Origin of the sequence: Vibrio sp. CyArs1 (assembly GCF_022432925.1) — a bacterium.
Classification (GTDB): domain Bacteria; phylum Pseudomonadota; class Gammaproteobacteria; order Enterobacterales; family Vibrionaceae; genus Vibrio; species Vibrio mediterranei.
In genome coordinates this window covers 381,683-399,584 of sequence record NZ_JAKRBO010000003.1, presented here as the reverse complement: position 1 = coordinate 399,584, position 17,902 = coordinate 381,683, and the positions used below count along the sequence as shown (strand labels likewise).

General features: G+C 43.8%; 16 protein-coding genes. 4 read left to right on the top strand and 12 right to left on the bottom strand.

Translation table 11 applies throughout. From position 1 onward, the window contains the following. The first annotated feature begins 37 nt into the window (after nucleotides 1–37). A complete protein-coding gene (locus MMA19_RS12355; RefSeq protein WP_240206340.1) occupies nucleotides 38–2,248 on the top strand; it encodes a hypothetical protein in 2,211 nt (736 codons plus the stop codon). Between the two features lie 62 nt (nucleotides 2,249–2,310). On the opposite strand, the gene MMA19_RS12350 is transcribed toward MMA19_RS12355, so the two are convergent. The 3 genes from MMA19_RS12350 to MMA19_RS12340 form a co-directional block, all read right to left on the bottom strand. Then, nucleotides 2,311–3,750, bottom strand: coding sequence for a catalase (locus MMA19_RS12350; RefSeq protein ID WP_240206339.1), 1,440 nt, complete (start codon nucleotides 3,748–3,750; stop codon nucleotides 2,311–2,313). A 397-nt stretch (nucleotides 3,751–4,147) separates the two neighbouring features. Continuing rightward, complete coding sequence (locus MMA19_RS12345; protein ID WP_198558659.1) at nucleotides 4,148–4,927, bottom strand: glycine betaine ABC transporter substrate-binding protein; 780 nt, start codon at nucleotides 4,925–4,927, stop codon at nucleotides 4,148–4,150. A 123-nt stretch (nucleotides 4,928–5,050) separates the two neighbouring features. Continuing rightward, nucleotides 5,051–5,944 (bottom strand): DMT family transporter, encoded by an 894-nt coding sequence (locus MMA19_RS12340; RefSeq protein WP_239913709.1) that lies wholly within the window; start codon nucleotides 5,942–5,944, stop codon nucleotides 5,051–5,053. Nucleotides 5,945–6,107: 163 nt separating this feature from the next. Between MMA19_RS12340 and MMA19_RS12335 the strand changes: the two genes are divergently transcribed. Then, on the top strand, nucleotides 6,108–6,308 hold the full coding sequence (locus tag MMA19_RS12335) for a hypothetical protein (RefSeq protein WP_006069264.1): 201 nt from the start codon (nucleotides 6,108–6,110) through the stop codon (nucleotides 6,306–6,308). Nucleotides 6,309–6,509: 201 nt separating this feature from the next. Here the strand turns inward: MMA19_RS12335 and MMA19_RS12330 are convergent, their stop codons facing one another. Continuing rightward, complete coding sequence (locus MMA19_RS12330; RefSeq protein WP_231892903.1) at nucleotides 6,510–6,995, bottom strand: MarR family transcriptional regulator; 486 nt, start codon at nucleotides 6,993–6,995, stop codon at nucleotides 6,510–6,512. 181 nt (nucleotides 6,996–7,176) lie between these two features. After that, nucleotides 7,177–8,325: a cyclopropane fatty acyl phospholipid synthase gene (cfa, locus tag MMA19_RS12325; protein WP_031494225.1), complete on the bottom strand. Its 1,149-nt coding sequence runs from the start codon at nucleotides 8,323–8,325 to the stop codon at nucleotides 7,177–7,179. 375 nt (nucleotides 8,326–8,700) lie between these two features. On the opposite strand from cfa, the gene MMA19_RS12320 reads away from it, so the two are divergent. Then, entirely contained in the window at nucleotides 8,701–9,876 is a 1,176-nt protein-coding gene (locus tag MMA19_RS12320; RefSeq protein ID WP_006069267.1) for an MFS transporter, read from the top strand. A gap of 164 nt (nucleotides 9,877–10,040) precedes the next feature. Further along, nucleotides 10,041–10,922 (top strand): DoxX family protein, encoded by an 882-nt coding sequence (locus MMA19_RS12315; protein WP_240206338.1) that lies wholly within the window; start codon nucleotides 10,041–10,043, stop codon nucleotides 10,920–10,922. 65 nt (nucleotides 10,923–10,987) lie between these two features. Here MMA19_RS12315 and MMA19_RS12310 read toward each other — a convergent pair whose 3' ends face one another. The 7 genes from MMA19_RS12310 to MMA19_RS12280 form a co-directional block, all read right to left on the bottom strand. Further along, complete coding sequence (locus MMA19_RS12310) at nucleotides 10,988–11,296, bottom strand: hypothetical protein (RefSeq protein ID WP_240206337.1); 309 nt, start codon at nucleotides 11,294–11,296, stop codon at nucleotides 10,988–10,990. 126 nt (nucleotides 11,297–11,422) lie between these two features. After that, nucleotides 11,423–11,941: a GNAT family N-acetyltransferase gene (locus MMA19_RS12305; RefSeq protein ID WP_031493167.1), complete on the bottom strand. Its 519-nt coding sequence runs from the start codon at nucleotides 11,939–11,941 to the stop codon at nucleotides 11,423–11,425. Nucleotides 11,942–12,021: 80 nt separating this feature from the next. After that, nucleotides 12,022–12,921: a multidrug transporter gene (locus tag MMA19_RS12300; RefSeq protein WP_171388860.1), complete on the bottom strand. Its 900-nt coding sequence runs from the start codon at nucleotides 12,919–12,921 to the stop codon at nucleotides 12,022–12,024. Nucleotides 12,922–12,986: 65 nt separating this feature from the next. Next, a complete protein-coding gene (gene phnR / locus MMA19_RS12295; protein WP_006069272.1) occupies nucleotides 12,987–13,691 on the bottom strand; it encodes a phosphonate utilization transcriptional regulator PhnR in 705 nt (234 codons plus the stop codon). Nucleotides 13,692–13,718: 27 nt separating this feature from the next. Next, entirely contained in the window at nucleotides 13,719–15,422 is a 1,704-nt protein-coding gene (locus tag MMA19_RS12290; protein WP_124942233.1) for a putative 2-aminoethylphosphonate ABC transporter permease subunit, read from the bottom strand. 45 nt (nucleotides 15,423–15,467) lie between these two features. Beyond that, nucleotides 15,468–16,574 carry a putative 2-aminoethylphosphonate ABC transporter ATP-binding protein gene (locus MMA19_RS12285; RefSeq protein ID WP_006069274.1) on the bottom strand — a complete coding sequence of 369 codons (1,107 nt, stop codon included), beginning with the start codon at nucleotides 16,572–16,574 and terminating at the stop codon, nucleotides 15,468–15,470. 201 nt (nucleotides 16,575–16,775) lie between these two features. Continuing rightward, complete coding sequence (locus tag MMA19_RS12280) at nucleotides 16,776–17,786, bottom strand: putative 2-aminoethylphosphonate ABC transporter substrate-binding protein (protein WP_240206336.1); 1,011 nt, start codon at nucleotides 17,784–17,786, stop codon at nucleotides 16,776–16,778. Nucleotides 17,787–17,902: the final 116 nt, after the last annotated feature.

Genomic DNA, 17,902 nt, shown 5'->3' with positions numbered 1-17,902 from the left:
ATCGGCTAGATTTTCCATTTCCAATAAAGAGAACAGTATGAAACTTAAAGTCCTTGCATCCGCAATCACTTTTGCCCTCACACTATCTGGTGCGGCAATTGCACAACAGAACGACAACCTTATTGTGAACCCAACATTTGAAAACAAAGGACTAGGCTGGAGCTATTGGTTTGCCAATATCAAAAACGACCAAACTCATGAAGGTGAATACCGAGGCCGTATTGCCCAAGGTCGAAACCACCACATAAGCCAAGAAATCACGATTCCTGAAAGTGGCTATTATGATTTATCTGCGTTTATCATCAGTCCAGGACAAGACGCCACTCTTGCTATTACCAACCTGTACGATGAAATCTTGGTACGAGATAAAGCTAAACAGAGCAAAAAATACAAACGTAACAAGCTCAAGCACATTCCTTTGGAGCAAGGTGAACAATTAAAGGTCTGGTTCTCGGGTTCTAAACGTGGTGGTGTTAGTGTCGACAGTGTTTCTTTGACTAAGAGTGACAAGAACAAAAAGCTGAACTTCAATCAGATCATCCAGTTCTCCGCTCTAGAGCAAGTGGGCGCAACAAACCTTAATAAGAAGTCTAAACAGATTGAGTTTTACGTCCCTTATGGTACCGACTTAACCCGTATCACCATTGATAATATTCTCGTTTCATCCACCAGCAATGTCTCATTAGAAAACGGAGACACGGTTGACTTTACTCAGCCTGTTCGTGCTGTCGTAACCGATCTAAAAGGTAATAAGCAACGCTGGACAATCAAAGCGATCGAAAAAGAGAAACAAGTTGTTGTCACCTCTTACAACCAAAAGCTCCAAGAGTCGTTCGATTGGGCTATCGATAAAACCCGTCGCTTCGTTATGACTGGCCAGCATGATCTGGTCAACCGTGACGAATTCAACAACGATGGAGATGGCACCGCGGATTACATCCCATCCTATTGGGCGGGGTATTTTGATAGAACAGCCTTCTATTCTCGCGATTTTTTGCATCAGGCGAGCGGAGCAAAGATCGCTGGATTGGATATCGAAAACTTTTCCATGTTTAAGACCTTTGCCAAACACTCAACAGAATCCAGAAAGTGGTACACCTTGTGGGCTGTGAACTTCGATGGCACGCCTCATACTATTGATTACAAAGATGATAGTTGGTTTGTCCGCGAGGTTCCGGCTCAGTTTGAGTTCGTCGAAAAAGCATGGCAGCAGTATCAGTGGACTGGTGATAATCGCTACATCGAAGATGAGGACCTATGGCGCTTTTACACTAAAGTGCTCACAGACTATATCGAATTACACGACGACCAAGATCCAAACGGAATCGCAGAAGGTTACGGTGGGATTTTTGAGGGGTCAGCAACCTACAACGAGCGCGGCGAGTTTCCAATTGAAGCCGGAGATGGTATTGGCTCACAATACCAAGCAACAGTGGCTTACTCCGCTATGTTAGAAGCTCGTGAAGAGTATAGTGAAGCTGCTGTTTGGCGTGAGAAAGCCCAGCAACTCAAAACGTACTTTAACGAGGAATGGAGTATCGCCGACCCTGATAAACCACTCGACAACTACGTCAATATCGTTCAAAGAGATGGCTTTAGAATGAATGATTTTGGTAAGGAAAACAGTTGGTTTATGCCAATGAAGCGAATTACCGAACCTGGGGAGCGTAATAATCGTTATCTTGACTTTATCGCCAAAAACTTAGGAGATGGCATCGGTTCGACTCCAGAAGCTCCAAATAATATTGAGGCCTACACTTACATTCCAGAAACCTACTTCCCGTACAATCGTAATGAGGAGGCATGGAAGTGGATGCAATACATCATGGATATCAAAGATGAGCCACATGAACGTCCAACTCAAGGTACCAACGGTGATTACCCTGAAATCTCGTTTACCTTTATCTCCAACACAATCGAAGGCTTGATGGGCATTAAACCTGATGCAGCGAACCACAAAGTGGTCACCGCTTCCCATCTCACTCCAGACATTGGTTGGCTGGAAGTAACACAACTTCCAATGGGAGAACATGAGCTTACTGTCCGACACGATGGTTTAAGTAAGTCCACACTGACTAACGACTCAAATCATAACCTAGATTGGGAGGTGTGGTTCTATGGTAATTATCCAAGTTTAGTTGTCGATGGACAAACCGTTCGCAGTCAGCACAAACAAGTTAATGGTCAGCAAGTCAGCTATGTACTGGTCTCTGTAGCAGCGGGAGACACAAGCACTGTTCACAGGTAGCGCTCTGCTCGTTCATAGAACAAGGCTCCTCGGATTCATGCCGTGGAGCCTTGATGTCATTGCTAGTTGTTACTCAACCCCAATATGCGCGCCAACCCTTCTCCATAAGCCGTATCCGCTTGAGAGGCGTTGTACACGTGACGCAACTTAACTGCTTCACTCACTCCCGACATAGCACGTGCCGTATTTGCGAACAGACGTTGTTGCTCATCCTCAGACATTAAGCGGAACAAATCGCCAGCCTGCTGGAATTGGTCAACATTGTTTCGATGATTGTAATGGTCTGCGTCCCCAGAGATTTTCAAAGGTGGCTCTGAATAGTCTAGTTGCTCCGCCCATTCTCCGTATTGATTCGGTTCATAACCTATTGTTGCGCCCGAGTTAGCATCCACTCGCATCAACCCATCACGATGAGAGGAGTGCACAGGACAACGCGGTGCATTGACTGGGATTTGATGATGATTCACTCCAAGACGGTAGTTTTGTGCGTCACGATAAGCAAAGAGTCGACCTTGAAGCATTTTGTCTGGAGAGTAACCAATACCAGGTACAACAGCGGCCGGGTTGAAAGCCGACTGTTCAACTTCAGCAAAGAAATTCTCAGGGTTACGGTTTAGCTCGAATTCACCAACTTCTATCAGTGGGTAATCAGCGTGAGTCCATACTTTGGTTAAATCAAACGGGTTAAAGTCCACCGATTCAGCTTCTTCCTCAGACATTACTTGAATGAACAAGGTCCATTTCGGGAAGTCACCACGCTCAATCGCATCGAATAGATCTCTTTGGTGGCTCTCTCTGTCTGCTCCAACGATAACTGCAGCTTGTTCGTCAGTCAGGTTCTTAATACCTTGCTGGGTTTTGAAGTGAAACTTAACCCAAAAGCGCTCATTATCAGAGTTAATCATACTAAATGTATGTGAGCCAAAACCGTGCATATGGCGATAGCTCGCAGGTATCCCACGATCTCCCATAACGTAAGTGACTTGATGTAGTGCTTCCGGTAGAGAGGTCCAAAAATCCCAGTTGCTCTCGGCGTTATGCATATTCGTTTTCGGATCGCGTTTCACCACTCGGTTTAAATCTGGAAACTTCAGAGGATCGGCGAGGAAAAATACCGGTGTATTGTTACCCACTAAGTCCCAGTTTCCTTGTTCGGTATAAAACTTGAGTGCGAACCCGCGAATATCACGTTCAGCATCGGCAGCACCACGTTCTCCTGCAACGGTAGTAAACCGAGCAAACATCTCGGTTGTTTTACCTACTTCAGAAAACATCGCGGCTCTTGTGAACTTAGTGATGTCCTGAGTCACTTTGAAAGTACCATATGCGCCAGAACCCTTAGCATGCATACGCCTTTCTGGTATTACTTCCCTATTGAAATGGGAGAGTTTTTCCAAATACCAAGTGTCTTGAAGAAGCATTGGACCGCGCTCACCAGCTGTTAGCGCGTGATTATTATGAGCAACAGGGCAACCCGTTGCAGTGGTTAGTTTTTTAGTCATTGCTTATCCTTCCATTACTTCGCGAGTAGGTAACCTCTTACTACCACTCAAATTAAATACAAGAACAGTAATTGCCTTTTATTTAAGACGCCCAAAGTGGACCAAAAGGCGTTATCGACAGGTAGCAAGAGGTTTTATTTGCATTTTGTAGTAGTAAACACAGAGTAGGATACGCTCTATAATGAATAACATAATATCTAAAAAAGCGAATTCTCTTTTTTGCACAGGCGAATAATACAAAGAAGCAAACTAAATGGATGAGTCTATATAATAATTCCCATCACATGGAATAAGTTTTTGAAAATTTCTTGCAAGCTCTCTTATTGGAAATTTTCTTACAAAGTTAAAAAAATCACTCATAAAGAGTGATTTTTATCAGCAATTACGACAAAGTTATTTATCGATTATTTTCCAACCAATGCTTAGTCACAATATCAATATCCAAACCTTCCCTACTCACTTTGTAGTCTAGCTCTGCAATAATCTCGTTAGAAAACTTCAAATCATCTAGCTGATTGATTTGTGCTGCTGTAAACCTATCTGCTACGTCTTCAGGAACGAGTAGTACAGCACGGTCAACAATACCGAGCAAACCTTTAGGGTCTTTTATCTCTCGAATGTCGTACTTGAAATGCAGGAACTGCGGTTTCCATAGTGGCACAACGAACCACTCATTGTTGGCGACTCGTTGCTCAAAGGTAGTAAAGCAGTCTTCCTCAGTCCCAGTGTGAAATTCGTACCCAGCTTCACTCAATCCATACTCTTCCATCATTTTAATTGAAAATCTGGTAATGCCGGCTCCAGGATTGATGCCCTGAATATCCTTTTGCATTTTGCCCAGTACATCTTGCTTGAGCAAATCCTTCACTTCCCGAACTGCTTCTTCAGGAACATAACTTGGCACTCCCCAATGCGCATAAGGTTCATAGTGCAAACCCAACTCAATCACGGGACGTTTTTGTTCAACATCCTGTTTGTAGATTCCATGGCTAGAAGGCAGCCAAGCAGAGGTTAGAATATCAACCTCACCAGACTTAAGCTTTGCGAAATTTTCTTGGTGCGGAGAGTAGATTCGATTTACCTCAAATCCCATGTCGGTAAGCACATGAGATATAAGAGAGGCGGTAATTCTATGGAATGATAAATCTGTTACGCCTAAGTTTATTTTTTTATTCATTATTTCACCGTATAAATTTATTTATATTAAAAGTTCTGACTTGTTAGCGAATATTTTCTTTCAATAACATTCAATACACGCCGATTAAATCCCTATTAAAATGGAATTTGAAGAGATGGAAGATTAGTAATCAATTATGGTTTGTTCGGTTGGTAGCTTTTTCTTATATTCGAAAAACTGTGCCATTAGGTTGCTTAGAACCATTAAAGCCATCACTGATATTTGAACTTGACTAAATGAATCTCCCATTATTGTCGCTCCGAGAACCATCGCCAATATAGGATTGAAGGTTCCAAAAAAACTCAATTCATTAGTAGATATCATCGGAATTGTATAAATGTAAGCACCATACGCCAAAGAAGTGAGTCCTATCGTCAACCAGAACATCGCGGCCCACTGCTCACTACCAACCGGGATAGCTGCGACAAATGACCTACCGCTCCATACCATTTCCCAATATGCCATGGGGATCAACAGCAAGCCTCCAAAAATCAGTTTCCATGTGAGTAGCTTCCACCAATGGATCTTTTTCATGACGTGCTTTGCTACTACGCTACCGCCTATCAGTGCCGTCATCGCACCAATAAGTAGCACCACCGAACTCACATTGACAGGAACGGTACTCGAAAAGAACAAATACGTTGCACAGGCAATAAGAATTAAGGCTGATAGCAATTGAATCAGAGACGGTTTTACTTGATGGAAGATACCCATTATAGCCAAACCAATCACAGGCAATGCGACCATTCCAACGCCCACCAAAGTGCTAGGAAGCTGCATCGCTGCAGCAAAGAGCAAACCAAAGAACAAAGCGATATTGAGAAACCCTATCAGTAGCAATGCAGGCAGTTCTGACGCCTTTGGTAAGGTTGGTTTAAGTAACAGCAGTATTATGCCCGCTGGTAATGCTCGCCACACCGCCAGCGCAAATGGTGACCAACCGACAAATTCAGAAGCCACTACGGCATAAGTGGTCCCCCACAACAGCGGAGCCAACATGGCTAGAAAGATTTTCATACTACGACTCTCATTTATGTTTAATTAAACATACTTTATATAAACAAAAATAGATAGTAAAGTGCCTTCAAGTCATCAAATGGGGTATGCGGGGTTAACGTGTGCCGTGTTATTAATCAGGTTCGAATGAGCCACATAAGGTCAGTAAGAGTTAGGAGTTACTATGAAAGCACTATCCATATTCAAAAAAGGCGCGAGCGTCGGGGTCACTAAGACTATTTTTTTGGCAATTGAAGTAGTCTCACTACTTGTGCTGGTTTTCCATGTAATCAGTTCGATCAGCAAAATTATGTATTACGGCGTAAAACTCAGCATTGCAAGACACCAATACCGTCAGTCCCATATGGGTAATCAACTCAAATAGTATGAATAGACAAGATTATGAATCTCCGCTGAGATTATTTTTAGATAAGACTAAGGCCCCATTTCATATCAGAAGCTTGACACATGAAATGGTGGCCTTAAATCAGGCAAGACAGTTTTTTAAGTCATGAAAGTGCATATACTTATAAGAGCCATCGCAGATACCCGTTGCGTGGTATCCAGTCTAAGGCGATACCTATATTCAGGCTCCCATCTTACTCATCAATACCATTAGTGTTTCTATCTCACTTGGCTCTAGGGATGAAAACTGACTGGACATTTGCTCGAAGAACTTTGGATACATTTGACGGACTAACTCCACTCCGTCTTCAGTGAGAGATATTTTTACGCTGCGCTTATCAATCGTATCATGTCTTCTCTGAACCAAACCTTTCGCTTCCAGGCGATCAATTCGATTTGATAACGCGCCCGACGAAGGAAGCAAGGTCTGCTCTTTCAGTTCTTTCGCTGTCACTTCATAAACGTCACCCGCTCGATAAAGTGTTGCGATGACATCGAATTCAGACGTATTTAATCCATATTGCTTGCAAAACTCACAACGAACATGAGTAAACTGATTCGAAGCTAAAACAAATTGTGTCACTAACCTAACGGACGATTCAGATAGACCAGCGTCCGCACTCATCCACTGACTTACGATAGATTCTTCTTTTTCTCTATTAATCAAACGATTAACCTCGGTTAATATTGACGATGGTTATAGAGCATTACCCTAGCATATTTCGCCGTTTTTCGCTTTAACATCCGCTAGTCCACCAGCATTCCATTGACGATAAAATACCTAGAGTCCGCCAAACATCATTAATCACAAAACCGACACCTTGGTGTCGGTTTACTCAATAGAAAGGTTATTCAGAACGAGCGCTAGCTGGTTTTGGCGTTCCAACTTTTGTCAGTACCATCTGCCACACGCTCAGTTCTCGACAACGAAATGCACCAGCACAACTCAATAGATAGTACTTCCACATACGGTAAAACCTCTCATTGTAGTTGAGGTCACCTTGCTGCCAAGCCTTGTCAAAATTACGATACCATGCACAAAGCGTATGATCATAATCCTCTCCAATATTATGCAGGTCTTCCATATTGAACTCTGGCTCCATCGCCGTCGCTAACTGAGCTAAAGAAGGAATTTCACCATTAGGGAAAATGTATTTATGGATCCACGGATCATTGGTTTCTGTCGATTCAAACGTACCAATAGAGTGAAGTAAAAAGACCCCATCTTGATTCAAAAAGTTATCTGCACATGTGAAAAAGTCTCGATAATTCGATGAACCAACGTGCTCTAACATACCCACAGAAACAACGCGATCGTATTTCGTTTCCGGTTCATAGAGTCGGTAATCTCGAAGAATGAAATTAACGGGAAGTTGTTTTTCCTCCACCATCTGAGTACCTAGCTTTGCTTGTTCTTCAGATAACGTTAAACCATCACAAACTACACCGTATTTTTCGGCGGCATAGATCATCAAACTCCCCCAACCACAGCCGATGTCCAAAACCCGCATACCTGGTTTTAAGCCTAGTTTTCTACAAATTAGATCCAACTTGGCCTCTTGAGCGTCATCTAGGTTATCTGCATTTTTCCAATATCCACAGGTATACGTCATACGTTTATCGAGCATAGCACGGTATAAGTCGTTACCGATATCGTAATGAAATGAGACGTTGTGCTTGGAAATTGTCGTGCCTTGAGGGTTAAAAAACTTTTTGATTTTGTCTTTACCAATTTTGGCACCAAGTATCATTTTGGTCCTTAAATCTAAGTGCTTGTCGAGCTCGAACGCTAAGATCCTGTTTACCAATTCTGCGATGTCCTTACATTCCCACATCTTTTCCATATAGGATTCACCCAAACCAAGCGAACCATCGGCTAATATTCGATCAAACATGGCAACATCATTGACCTGAATATCCCATGGTCTAGAGCCATTAATCTTGATGTCCGCGGAACTCAACATACTTTCGAAAATTGCGTATTCATTACCCTTCATGTGTTAACTCCAAAAGAATCACCTTGAAGCTTCACATTATTCCCAATATATATTTACGTAAACATAATTTATTTAAACATTTATCACTTCAGAAGAGTGTTTTTTTTTGGCGACAGTTGGAGTGTTGTGACTAAGACGCTCAACACAGCTCGGATCAACGTGAGTGGAATGCCCTACCGCTACCCATACTCTTAACCGTTCTGCTGCCAAACAAAGAGATTTGATTAGATTGTTCAATATTTACGAATAATGATTTCATTTTTTGGGTAATTCTAAAAACTAAAATGAATAAATATACTCTCACCATCACTTGAGAGACGAGCCACCTTACAACTCAGCGTGACTCATCCCAAACCGTTTTAGAGGAGAAAAACCATGAACAAAGAGAAGATGCCATTTCAAGTCTGGATACTAACACTCGCCGCCTTCGCTATCGGCACTGCAGAATTCATTATCGCAGGTATTTTGCCGCAAGTTGCCACATCGCTGTCGATTACTGAGGGTCAGGCAGGTTATTTAATCAGTGCATACGCACTTGCCATTGTGATTGGAGGACCAATCTTAACCATTTATCTCGCACGCTTTAATAAGAAAATGGTTCTTATCGGATTAATGGCATTATTTATAGTCGGTAACCTCATGTCAGCCTTTTCACCAAGTTATGACATCTTGTTCATCAGTCGCATTATTAGTGGCTTAGTACAAGGGCCTTTCTATGGTATTGGTGCCGTTGTAGCGACAAACCTCGTGTCTGAGAAAATGGCTGGTCGCGCTGTAGGACAAATGTTTGCAGGCCTAACTCTAGCGAATGTACTAGGCGTTCCCGGTGGTACTTGGATCGGTGTTGAATTCGGCTGGCACACGACATTTATTGTGGTCGCTGCATTCGGTGTCGTAGCTCTATTCGCCATTCTTGCCGCTATCCATTCAACAGGTCACGGCGAAGCGAAAAATGTTAAAGCACAACTTGCTGCGTTCAAAAATCCAAAGCTTCTTATTAGCCTAGCGATTACCGCTGTAGTTTGGACTGGCTTCATGACACTTTACGGTTACATTGCTCCTATCGCTATGCATGTTGCTGGTTACGGTGAAAGTGCTGTGACATGGATTCTGGTCATTGTAGGTCTTGGCTTAATCATTGGTAATACGCTTGGTGGTCACTCATCAGACAAAGATTTAAACAAATCTTCTCTATTTTGGGCCATTGCAATGATTGCTTCTCTAGTACTTGTCGGTGTGTTTACCGACAACAAAATCCTATTCGTCGCCGCATCATTTATTTTCGGCATCGCATCATTCGCTAACGTTCCATCTATGCAATTGCGTGTAATGAACAATGGTGGTGACGGACAAGAGCTGGCAGCAACAGCAAATATCTCAGCGTTTAATGTTGCTAATGCGTTCGGTGGTTTCCTTGGAGGTATGGTTCTTGATGGTCAGCTTGGTGCAGAAATGATTCCTTACGTGGGTGTTATCGTTCCAATCATCGGTGTGTTATTGATTCTTAAAGCGAACCGCAACGAGAAACAAGCACAACCAGTAGAAGCGTAATAGGCCTTTCTCCCCCTTGCCTTACCAACCTTGCCGTGGCGTGTTAATGCGCCACGGCATACGCATTAGCAGTCCGACAAGCTCGGTACCATTCTGAAAAAGCCAAATTCGATATTCAGCAAAATCAACATCGCCTTTATTGGCTTTGCTTTGAGGAGAAAAAGATGAACACTTTTGATAAGATATTACGACTACTCACCCTCATTGCCGCCACTTTCACGGTAATACTCTCTGTCAAAGCCGTTGTGGACAACGGACTAGGTAGTTGGGTCTCTACTTCCACAGGCCTATTTATTGCCGTTCTTATCGCGTCCTTACTTAAAACCTATAACAAAGGACAGGTTAACTTTTTTGGTTTGATAGGTGCTTTGTTTGCACAGCTCACTTTAGGAAGAATATTTTCAACCATTCACCTTGAATCAATCGATATTTCAACATTGTCGTCACTTGATCCTCTGATGGTGGCAGAGACAGGCCCAGGTATCCCAAGCATTGAGCTAACCAGCACCCTGTTGTTCGTCTTATTGGCCCTACAACTTATCGCCCTCCCTTGGAGAACCAGACTGTCGCTAACTCAATCGACAATAGGAAAACCAGACCACTACGCGTGGGGCATGACATTAGTAAGAATATATGTAGGACTCATGTTTATTGCCCATTTCACTGGTCACTTGTTAGTCGGAGGTAATCCATTTGCCGTATTTACCGATTACTTTGGCAGCATTGGCCTCCCCTTCCCTCAGGCCTTTGTCATTCTTGCAGGAATCATTGAGATATCCTTGGCGATTATGCTGTCCTTTGGCCTGTTCACACGCCTCGCAGGGTTTGGTTCGGCAGTCTATTTATTTGTATCTGTAGGCTTGGGCGGCCACTATTCAGTGGGGTATGTATGGGTACTACCCACGGGTGGCTGGGAGTTCCCTGCAATGTGGATGTTCGTCTCTGGGATATTCATGTTAGCAGGCGGAGGGAAATTGTCTGTTGATTACTTGCTTAGAAAAAAGCTGGGGCAAAACTCCATTAGTTTGCCGGAATATTTGGTTTAACCTATACCAAACTGAGTAACTAAAAAAGCGGGCAATCCTCATTGCCCGCTTTCAATCGCATATAGCTACTTCACCGTAGGTTTTTCTATCTGATTGAGAACATCCGACACACTGAGAATACTCGCGTTAAAGATAAAAAACTGAGTTACAGCAGAATCACAAGCGCTTGATGTTGAAATGATAGCTGGTTGGCCTTTGAAACCGATACGGGATAGCTTATGGCAAAGTTTCTCTGGCGCTTTATCGAATACTACATTAAGAAAGGGCAATAATGCCTGACTGACTAATCCTTGTTCATTGAACACTTCCATTGCCTGACTAAGGTGATCCGTATCCGTGAATTCGATAATTTCTTCAATTTGTTCCAACTGCATGTACTACTCAATTCCATTTTTATCAGATGCTTAGCTCGAACGCCGAGTCTACACTATCTGACCGGTAGATAACATGTATTGGATCAAGTTGAGTCTTTCGGGGACTTTCAATACTGTCGATCATAATCACTTTATGCTCAGGCGATATAAAGAAAGTGGGCTGTCGCTATTAGTTTGATGTAAGCCGATGTACTGAAATCCCAGTTTTTCGAGTAATCGTATGCTGGGTGCATTTTGTGGCAGTGATACCGCGTCAATCACTGGAAGTTGGAAAGCATCAATGGCAAAAGTCAGTAATTCGCTACAAGCCTCATGCGCATACCCTTTACCTTGATAGCTGGGCAAGAACGCGTAGCCGAAATCTGGGTAACTCAGGTCAGGTTTCTTTAAGAAACCACAGATTCCTATCGGTGTTGAACATGATTTGAGGCGCACAACGTAATACCCAAAGCCCAATTCTTGATAGGCTTTGATGAAACCGTTGGTTAGATACTCTTGAGCTTGATCTGACGTACGAACATTGCGATCACCTATGTTTTTGAGCCATCCTTCACTGTTCATCAACTTAACAAAGAAGCCTGCATCATTACTGGTAATGTGATCAAGTTGAATTCGAGCTGTATCAAGCAGTGTTTCAAAAGTCATGGTATCTCCAAACTCATTCAATAGTAGGAAGTCTCGTCGGTAAGTCGCCATCTGATTCGATAACCTCAGCATCAACTTCATTAAGTCAAAGCAACCACCAGCCCAACCAGTACTAGCGTAACCCCAATACCTCGAGTATACAGCCATTTCTCATTGAGAAACCAGATGCCCATCAGGAGCCCAAAGACGATACTCACCTGACGCATAGCAACCACATAACTAACGTTATCGACCATAGTCATTGCATACAGCACAATGCCATAGGTCAGTCCCATCATAATCCCAGCGATAGACGAACGATAGCGATGCTGCCAAGTTAGCGCTAACTCACTGCGTTTATTAGTCGCTAATAACCAAGCTACCAAAACAAACGCAATCGCAGCAAACTGCACACCTAGGTAGAAAATAGCTACTTGAACTTTGGTTAGTCCGCTAGTTTCAAGCTGTAGCCATGTTAGTGCCTGCTTGTCGATGATGGAGTAAATAGTTGTGCCGATTGCGGCAATACATGACCAGAACACACCTAAATTTAAATAAGAGCCAAGTCTTAAGTCTTTGATGTGTCGCATTGGGATCAACAAACAACCTAATGTTAAGACCACAAAACCTATCCACGCATTGGGGGACAACGATTGGCCTATGAATACAGTCCCAATCCCAACCATCAGAACTGGTAAGGCTCGCGCGATAGGATAAATCACACCAATGTCACCGGCATCATAAGCCTTGATTAAACCAATTAGGTAGATAGCCTGCCCGATTCCACTTAGCGTGACCAGAAGCCAAAAGTAACCGTCAAGACTGTCAAAACCAATCACCGAAATGCACCAGATTATATACGGCGATAGTAAAATAAGTGGAGCAATAGACGCGCCTAAAGTAAACGAATACCCAGAGCCAGTATTCGATTTTCCAAGAATATTCCACCCCGCGTGGAGCAGTGCAGAAAAAATAACAAGAAGAGCGGCGTAGAGAGTCAAAGTGGGCACCAACAAACATGAAAGTCACCCCTCTCGAGACGCCAAGAGGGGTGAGCAGAAGGATATCAATCGAGCTGAGCAATAGATTCTATATTGATGGCATCGTGTCGCCAGTACTCAATATCGCAATCAATCAACTCACCGTGTTGGTTGTAATTGATGCGCTCAACCATCATAGCCGGAGTGCCAGACGTCGCACGTAATGCTTGCGCGATGTCACCTAGAAGCGAAGTAGTGCTGACTCGGTATTTCACCTTACTGTAGGTCACGCCATACTCGTCGCGATAGATATCCGTCAAAGAGGAGTTTTCCATATCAAACTCTAACAAGTTCGCAAATGGTTCCGTCCGAATAAAGTTTGTCACGAACACGACTGGGCGATCTTCTAAATAACGAACGCGGTCTACTCGATAAATATCGGAGAACGGCGGCAAATGTAAAAGCTCTGCTGCTTGCTTGGTGGCTAACATCGCTTTGGCTGACAACAGCTCGGTTTTTGGCGTTCGATTTTGACTTTTCGCCATATTGGTAAAGTTCAATGTTTGAGTAGGATCATAACGCAGTGGTTCTGGTGAGATAAACCAGCCACGCCTATCTTCGCGATAAATACGACCTTCCGACTCAAGTAGTGACAACGCTTCACGCAGCGTTACACGAGTCGTGTCAAAAGACTCTGCTAACTTTCTTTCTGCTGGCAATTTTTGTCTTGGTGTAAGCATTCCTGAGTCTATTTGCTCAACGATAGCGTCTTTAATTTTTACGTATTGCACACCGCATCCTTAATTCAATCATTGTTATTAGCGCTTGCGCCACGCTTGAGTTCGACCTTCAAACAACTTTCCAACAAACATATGGGTGAGTTTTGCCACCGCTGCCGATAGCATGATCATCACAGCCATTGCCGCAGCACTGCCCGTCTGCCCGGCATCGTCCATATTCAGCACCGCTACTGATGCCGGAATGGTGTTGGTTGAATACAAGAATACTACTGCCGATGTGGTTGTTAAAGCATTGATAAATAAATATATCGCTATATCTAATACCGCTGGTAAACAGCAAGGCAGCGAAACTTTGAAAAACAGCTTATATTGTGGGAGTTTAACCGAAGCAGCGGTGGCTTCAATCTCTGCCGGTAACTGCTTCAGAGCTGTCAAAGCTGTCATGTGTCCAACCGTGTAATAATGGACAATGGTATTAATCACCAGAAACGCCATCGTACCGTACATCACACCCAACGGGTTGTTGGCATCGTTAAAATAGAAGATATATCCCAAGCCGAGTACGAGTCCAGGTACCGCCATGGGAATCACACTCATCATTTGCATCGCTTGACGAACGGGAGCAAAGGCACGACCTTTTTCAATACAGTAAGCACCGACAAAGATAACTACAGAACCTATAATCGCCGTCCACGCCGCCAGTTTCAGTGAATTAAAGTACGGACTCCACCCATAGGTGCTCATCTCAGCAAAGTTATAGTTATTTAGCGTCAGCGCCTTGTTCCAAGGCCAAAACGTCACGAGCGAGCCATAAACCGCCATACCAAGTACCGCTAGAACCGCGAGGGAAATAACCAGGCAATAAACGAAGCACACCGAATCTCGCAGTTTATTAGGGGATGGTTGATAAGGCACAGAACGACTGTCCAACATGCTCTTTTGCTTTTTTTGTACCCAGCGATCAACCGCAAAGGCCAATACCGCAGGAAGCAGAAGTAAGATACTGGTAACCGCCCCCATGGAGAAGTTTTGCTGCCCCACAACTTGCTTAAATATATCCGTAGCCAGAACGTTGTAACTGCCACCAATGACCTTAGGCACACCAAAGTCACACACGACCAGCGTAAAAACGACGATTAACGTACTGATCAAACCGTACTTTGCAGCAGGTAACGTCACCATAAAGAAGGTCTTGAACGGAGAGGTTTTAAGAGCTCGAGCCGCTTCGTAAAGCCTAGCATCTGAGGTGCGTAAAGAGGTGTTGAGAATCATCAAGGCGTGAGGGAATGTCCAAAATATCAAGCCTAGAGAAATGCCAACCAAGCCATAGACTGAATGCCCATGCAGCAACTCTTTTGCGACGCCCTGATTACCAAACAGAAAAATCAAACTGATAGCAGGCAGCAGAGAAGGCGCTAATATTGGAGCCGTGCCCATCAGTTGAAACACGCCTTTAAAGGGCATGCAAGAGCGCGTTAATGCGAACGCATACCCAAACGCCAAAACGCCCACTACAACGGTCACAATCAGACCAAGGGTAAAGGTATTGCTTAGTGAATACCATAAACTGTCGGTAGCAAAATAGGTGGCAAAGTTTTGGAGACCAACAAACTCACCGTCGCTGTTTTGGACACTCTTTTTCATCATGGCCCAAAGAGGCATCAAGATAAACAGTGTCATCGCCACAAAAAGGAACGTCAGAAGACCAAACAAAACAATATTGTCTTTGCTCATTGTTGAGCTCGCTTTTTGCGTTGCCAACTGTGCAATTCGTTGTTTCATAGACCCGCCTGTCGTCAAGGTTGAAGATGCTTGCATGTCTGTCCCTTAAGCCGCCGACTCTAAGGTTGCACTTAGCGATGGATAGCCCAGCAAACCACTTTCAGAAAACGCAACATAGCGAATATCATTACGGCGCAGATTAAGTTCATTCGCCTGTTTCACGGGTACGTCCACATATAGAGCGTTGGCCATTGGTGCATGTTGCATTGCCACTTCGACGCGATAGTAAGACCCTTGAAATTCCTTGGATAACACTCTGACAGGAATAGCGTTCGAAGCGTGCTCGACAAAGTGGAGACTCTCCGGTCGCACGGCTAAATCAAATATATCGCCATGCTTTAGAGTCATATTGTCTAACGCAGGCAAACGCAGCATCGACTCAGCCACGCGCATAGTGTTAGCAGATGGCACCGATGCTTCGATAAAATTCATACTGCCAACAAAATCAGCGACAAATCGAGTCGCAGGTTGCTCATACACCTCTTGTGGCGTTCCAACCTGCTCAATCACACCGTGGTTCATCACCACAATGCGGTCAGCCATAGATAGCGCCTCTTCTTGGTCATGAGTCACCATAATGGTGGTGATACCAAGTTTGCGTTGCATCTGACAAATTTCATCTCGCAGGTGAGTACGCACTTTCGCATCCAATGCAGAGAGCGGCTCATCCAGAAGCAGCAGACCCGGAGACAACGCCAATGCACGAGCCAGAGCCACACGCTGTTGTTGACCACCTGATAGTTGGTTAGGAAACTTCTCTCCCGAGGTTGGCAAGCCGATCATTTCTAACCAGTGCTCTACTTTTTCAAGCGCCTCTTTGTTCGACATCCCTTGGTTCTTAAGACCGATAGCAATGTTCTCTTGTACCGTCAGATTTGGAAACAACGCGTATGACTGGAACACAATGCCAAAATCACGCTTCTCTGGTGGTAAAAACGTAATCGCCTCATCCGCTTGATGGATTTCTCCTGAGGTTGGAAGATCCAAACCCGCAATAGCGCGGAGCAACGTCGTTTTACCGCAGCCAGAAGGGCCGAGGAAACAGACGAACTCGCCTTTATTAATGGACAAGGAAATGTGCTTTAATGCCGTGAACTGACCAAATTGCTTCACCACATTGTTGATTTCTAGATAAGGTTTGGATACTGACATCGTTTACTCTCCAAATGGTATATACCAAATTTAAATCTGGTATATTTCATTGGGATGACAGTTTTGTAGCAGGTTGATTGCAGTTTAATGATTGGCTTTTCTGGTGTGATTGGAGAGCAGAAATGACAAGAGGAAGATCAATAACAATCTCCCTCAATAGCTTATAATCTACCAATTCCCAGTTATTTTATTTCTTTAAAATTAGGATTTAGGCTCTGACTTTCCATCAAACTTTTTCGACCATGTTTTTAAGATCTCAGCACGATCGGCACCCATTTTCGCAAAATCCATCTCAGCCATCGCACCTTCAACTTCAGGGTAGTTCGAGACCACTGCTTTCACGTCTTTATGAGCAACCACTGGGTAGGATTCAACGTAGAGTTCGTTCGCCGCTTTTGACACTGACCAGTCAACAACACGCTTCGCCGCCTCAGACTCTTTCACCAAACCCACAGCCTCTGATTCCCAACCAATGCCTTCAGGTGTGATAACCGCGAGAGGCGCGCCTTGATTCTTGAGCTTCGCACCACGCACAGCCATCGAAATACCGATTGCCACCTCACCCATCGCAGCTTGAACACAAGGCTTTGAACCAGAATGCGTGTAATGTGCCATGTTGTTATCGAGTTTTTTCATGTAATCCCATGCTTGGTCCTCACCCATGTTTTGTAGCCAAGCTGAGACTTGCATATAACCTGTTCCTGATGAAGCAGGATTAGGCATGGCAATATGACCTTTGTACTCTGGTTTGGTTAAATCTTCCCATGACTGTGGCTTAGGTAGGTTGAGTCGCTGTGCCACCGCTTCGTTAAAACACACAGCATTGAAAAATGCATCATTGCCAAACCAAGCTTGATTAGATTGTGGGTCATTCAAACTGGCATTTAGCTCATCTGCACCTTTTGGAGTATAAGGCTTAAGAATCCCCTCTTCTTTAAGCAATGCCATAGAAGAGCCTGCTAATCCCCACACAACTTCGGCATGCGGATTGTTTTTTTCAGCAAGAAGTTTGGCCGTCATGATGCCCGTTGAATCTCGAACCCATTTGATTTTTACATCAGGATTTTCTTTCTCAAACGCATTCTTATATTTCGCCAGAATGTCAGTTTCGAAAGCGGTATACACCGTGACTTCTGTTGCTGCTAGTGCATTTGTCGCTAGTAGAGAAACCAGTGTCGCTAGTGTTCCCTTGATCAAACGGTTTTTCATCATTCTCTCCAGTTATATTTGGTCTGTACCAGTTTGTGCATTAAACGTTAAATTCCGATTATGACGATTAAATGAACGAATAATGGCAGTTTGAAGAAACTTTGATTGGCAAGAAGAGC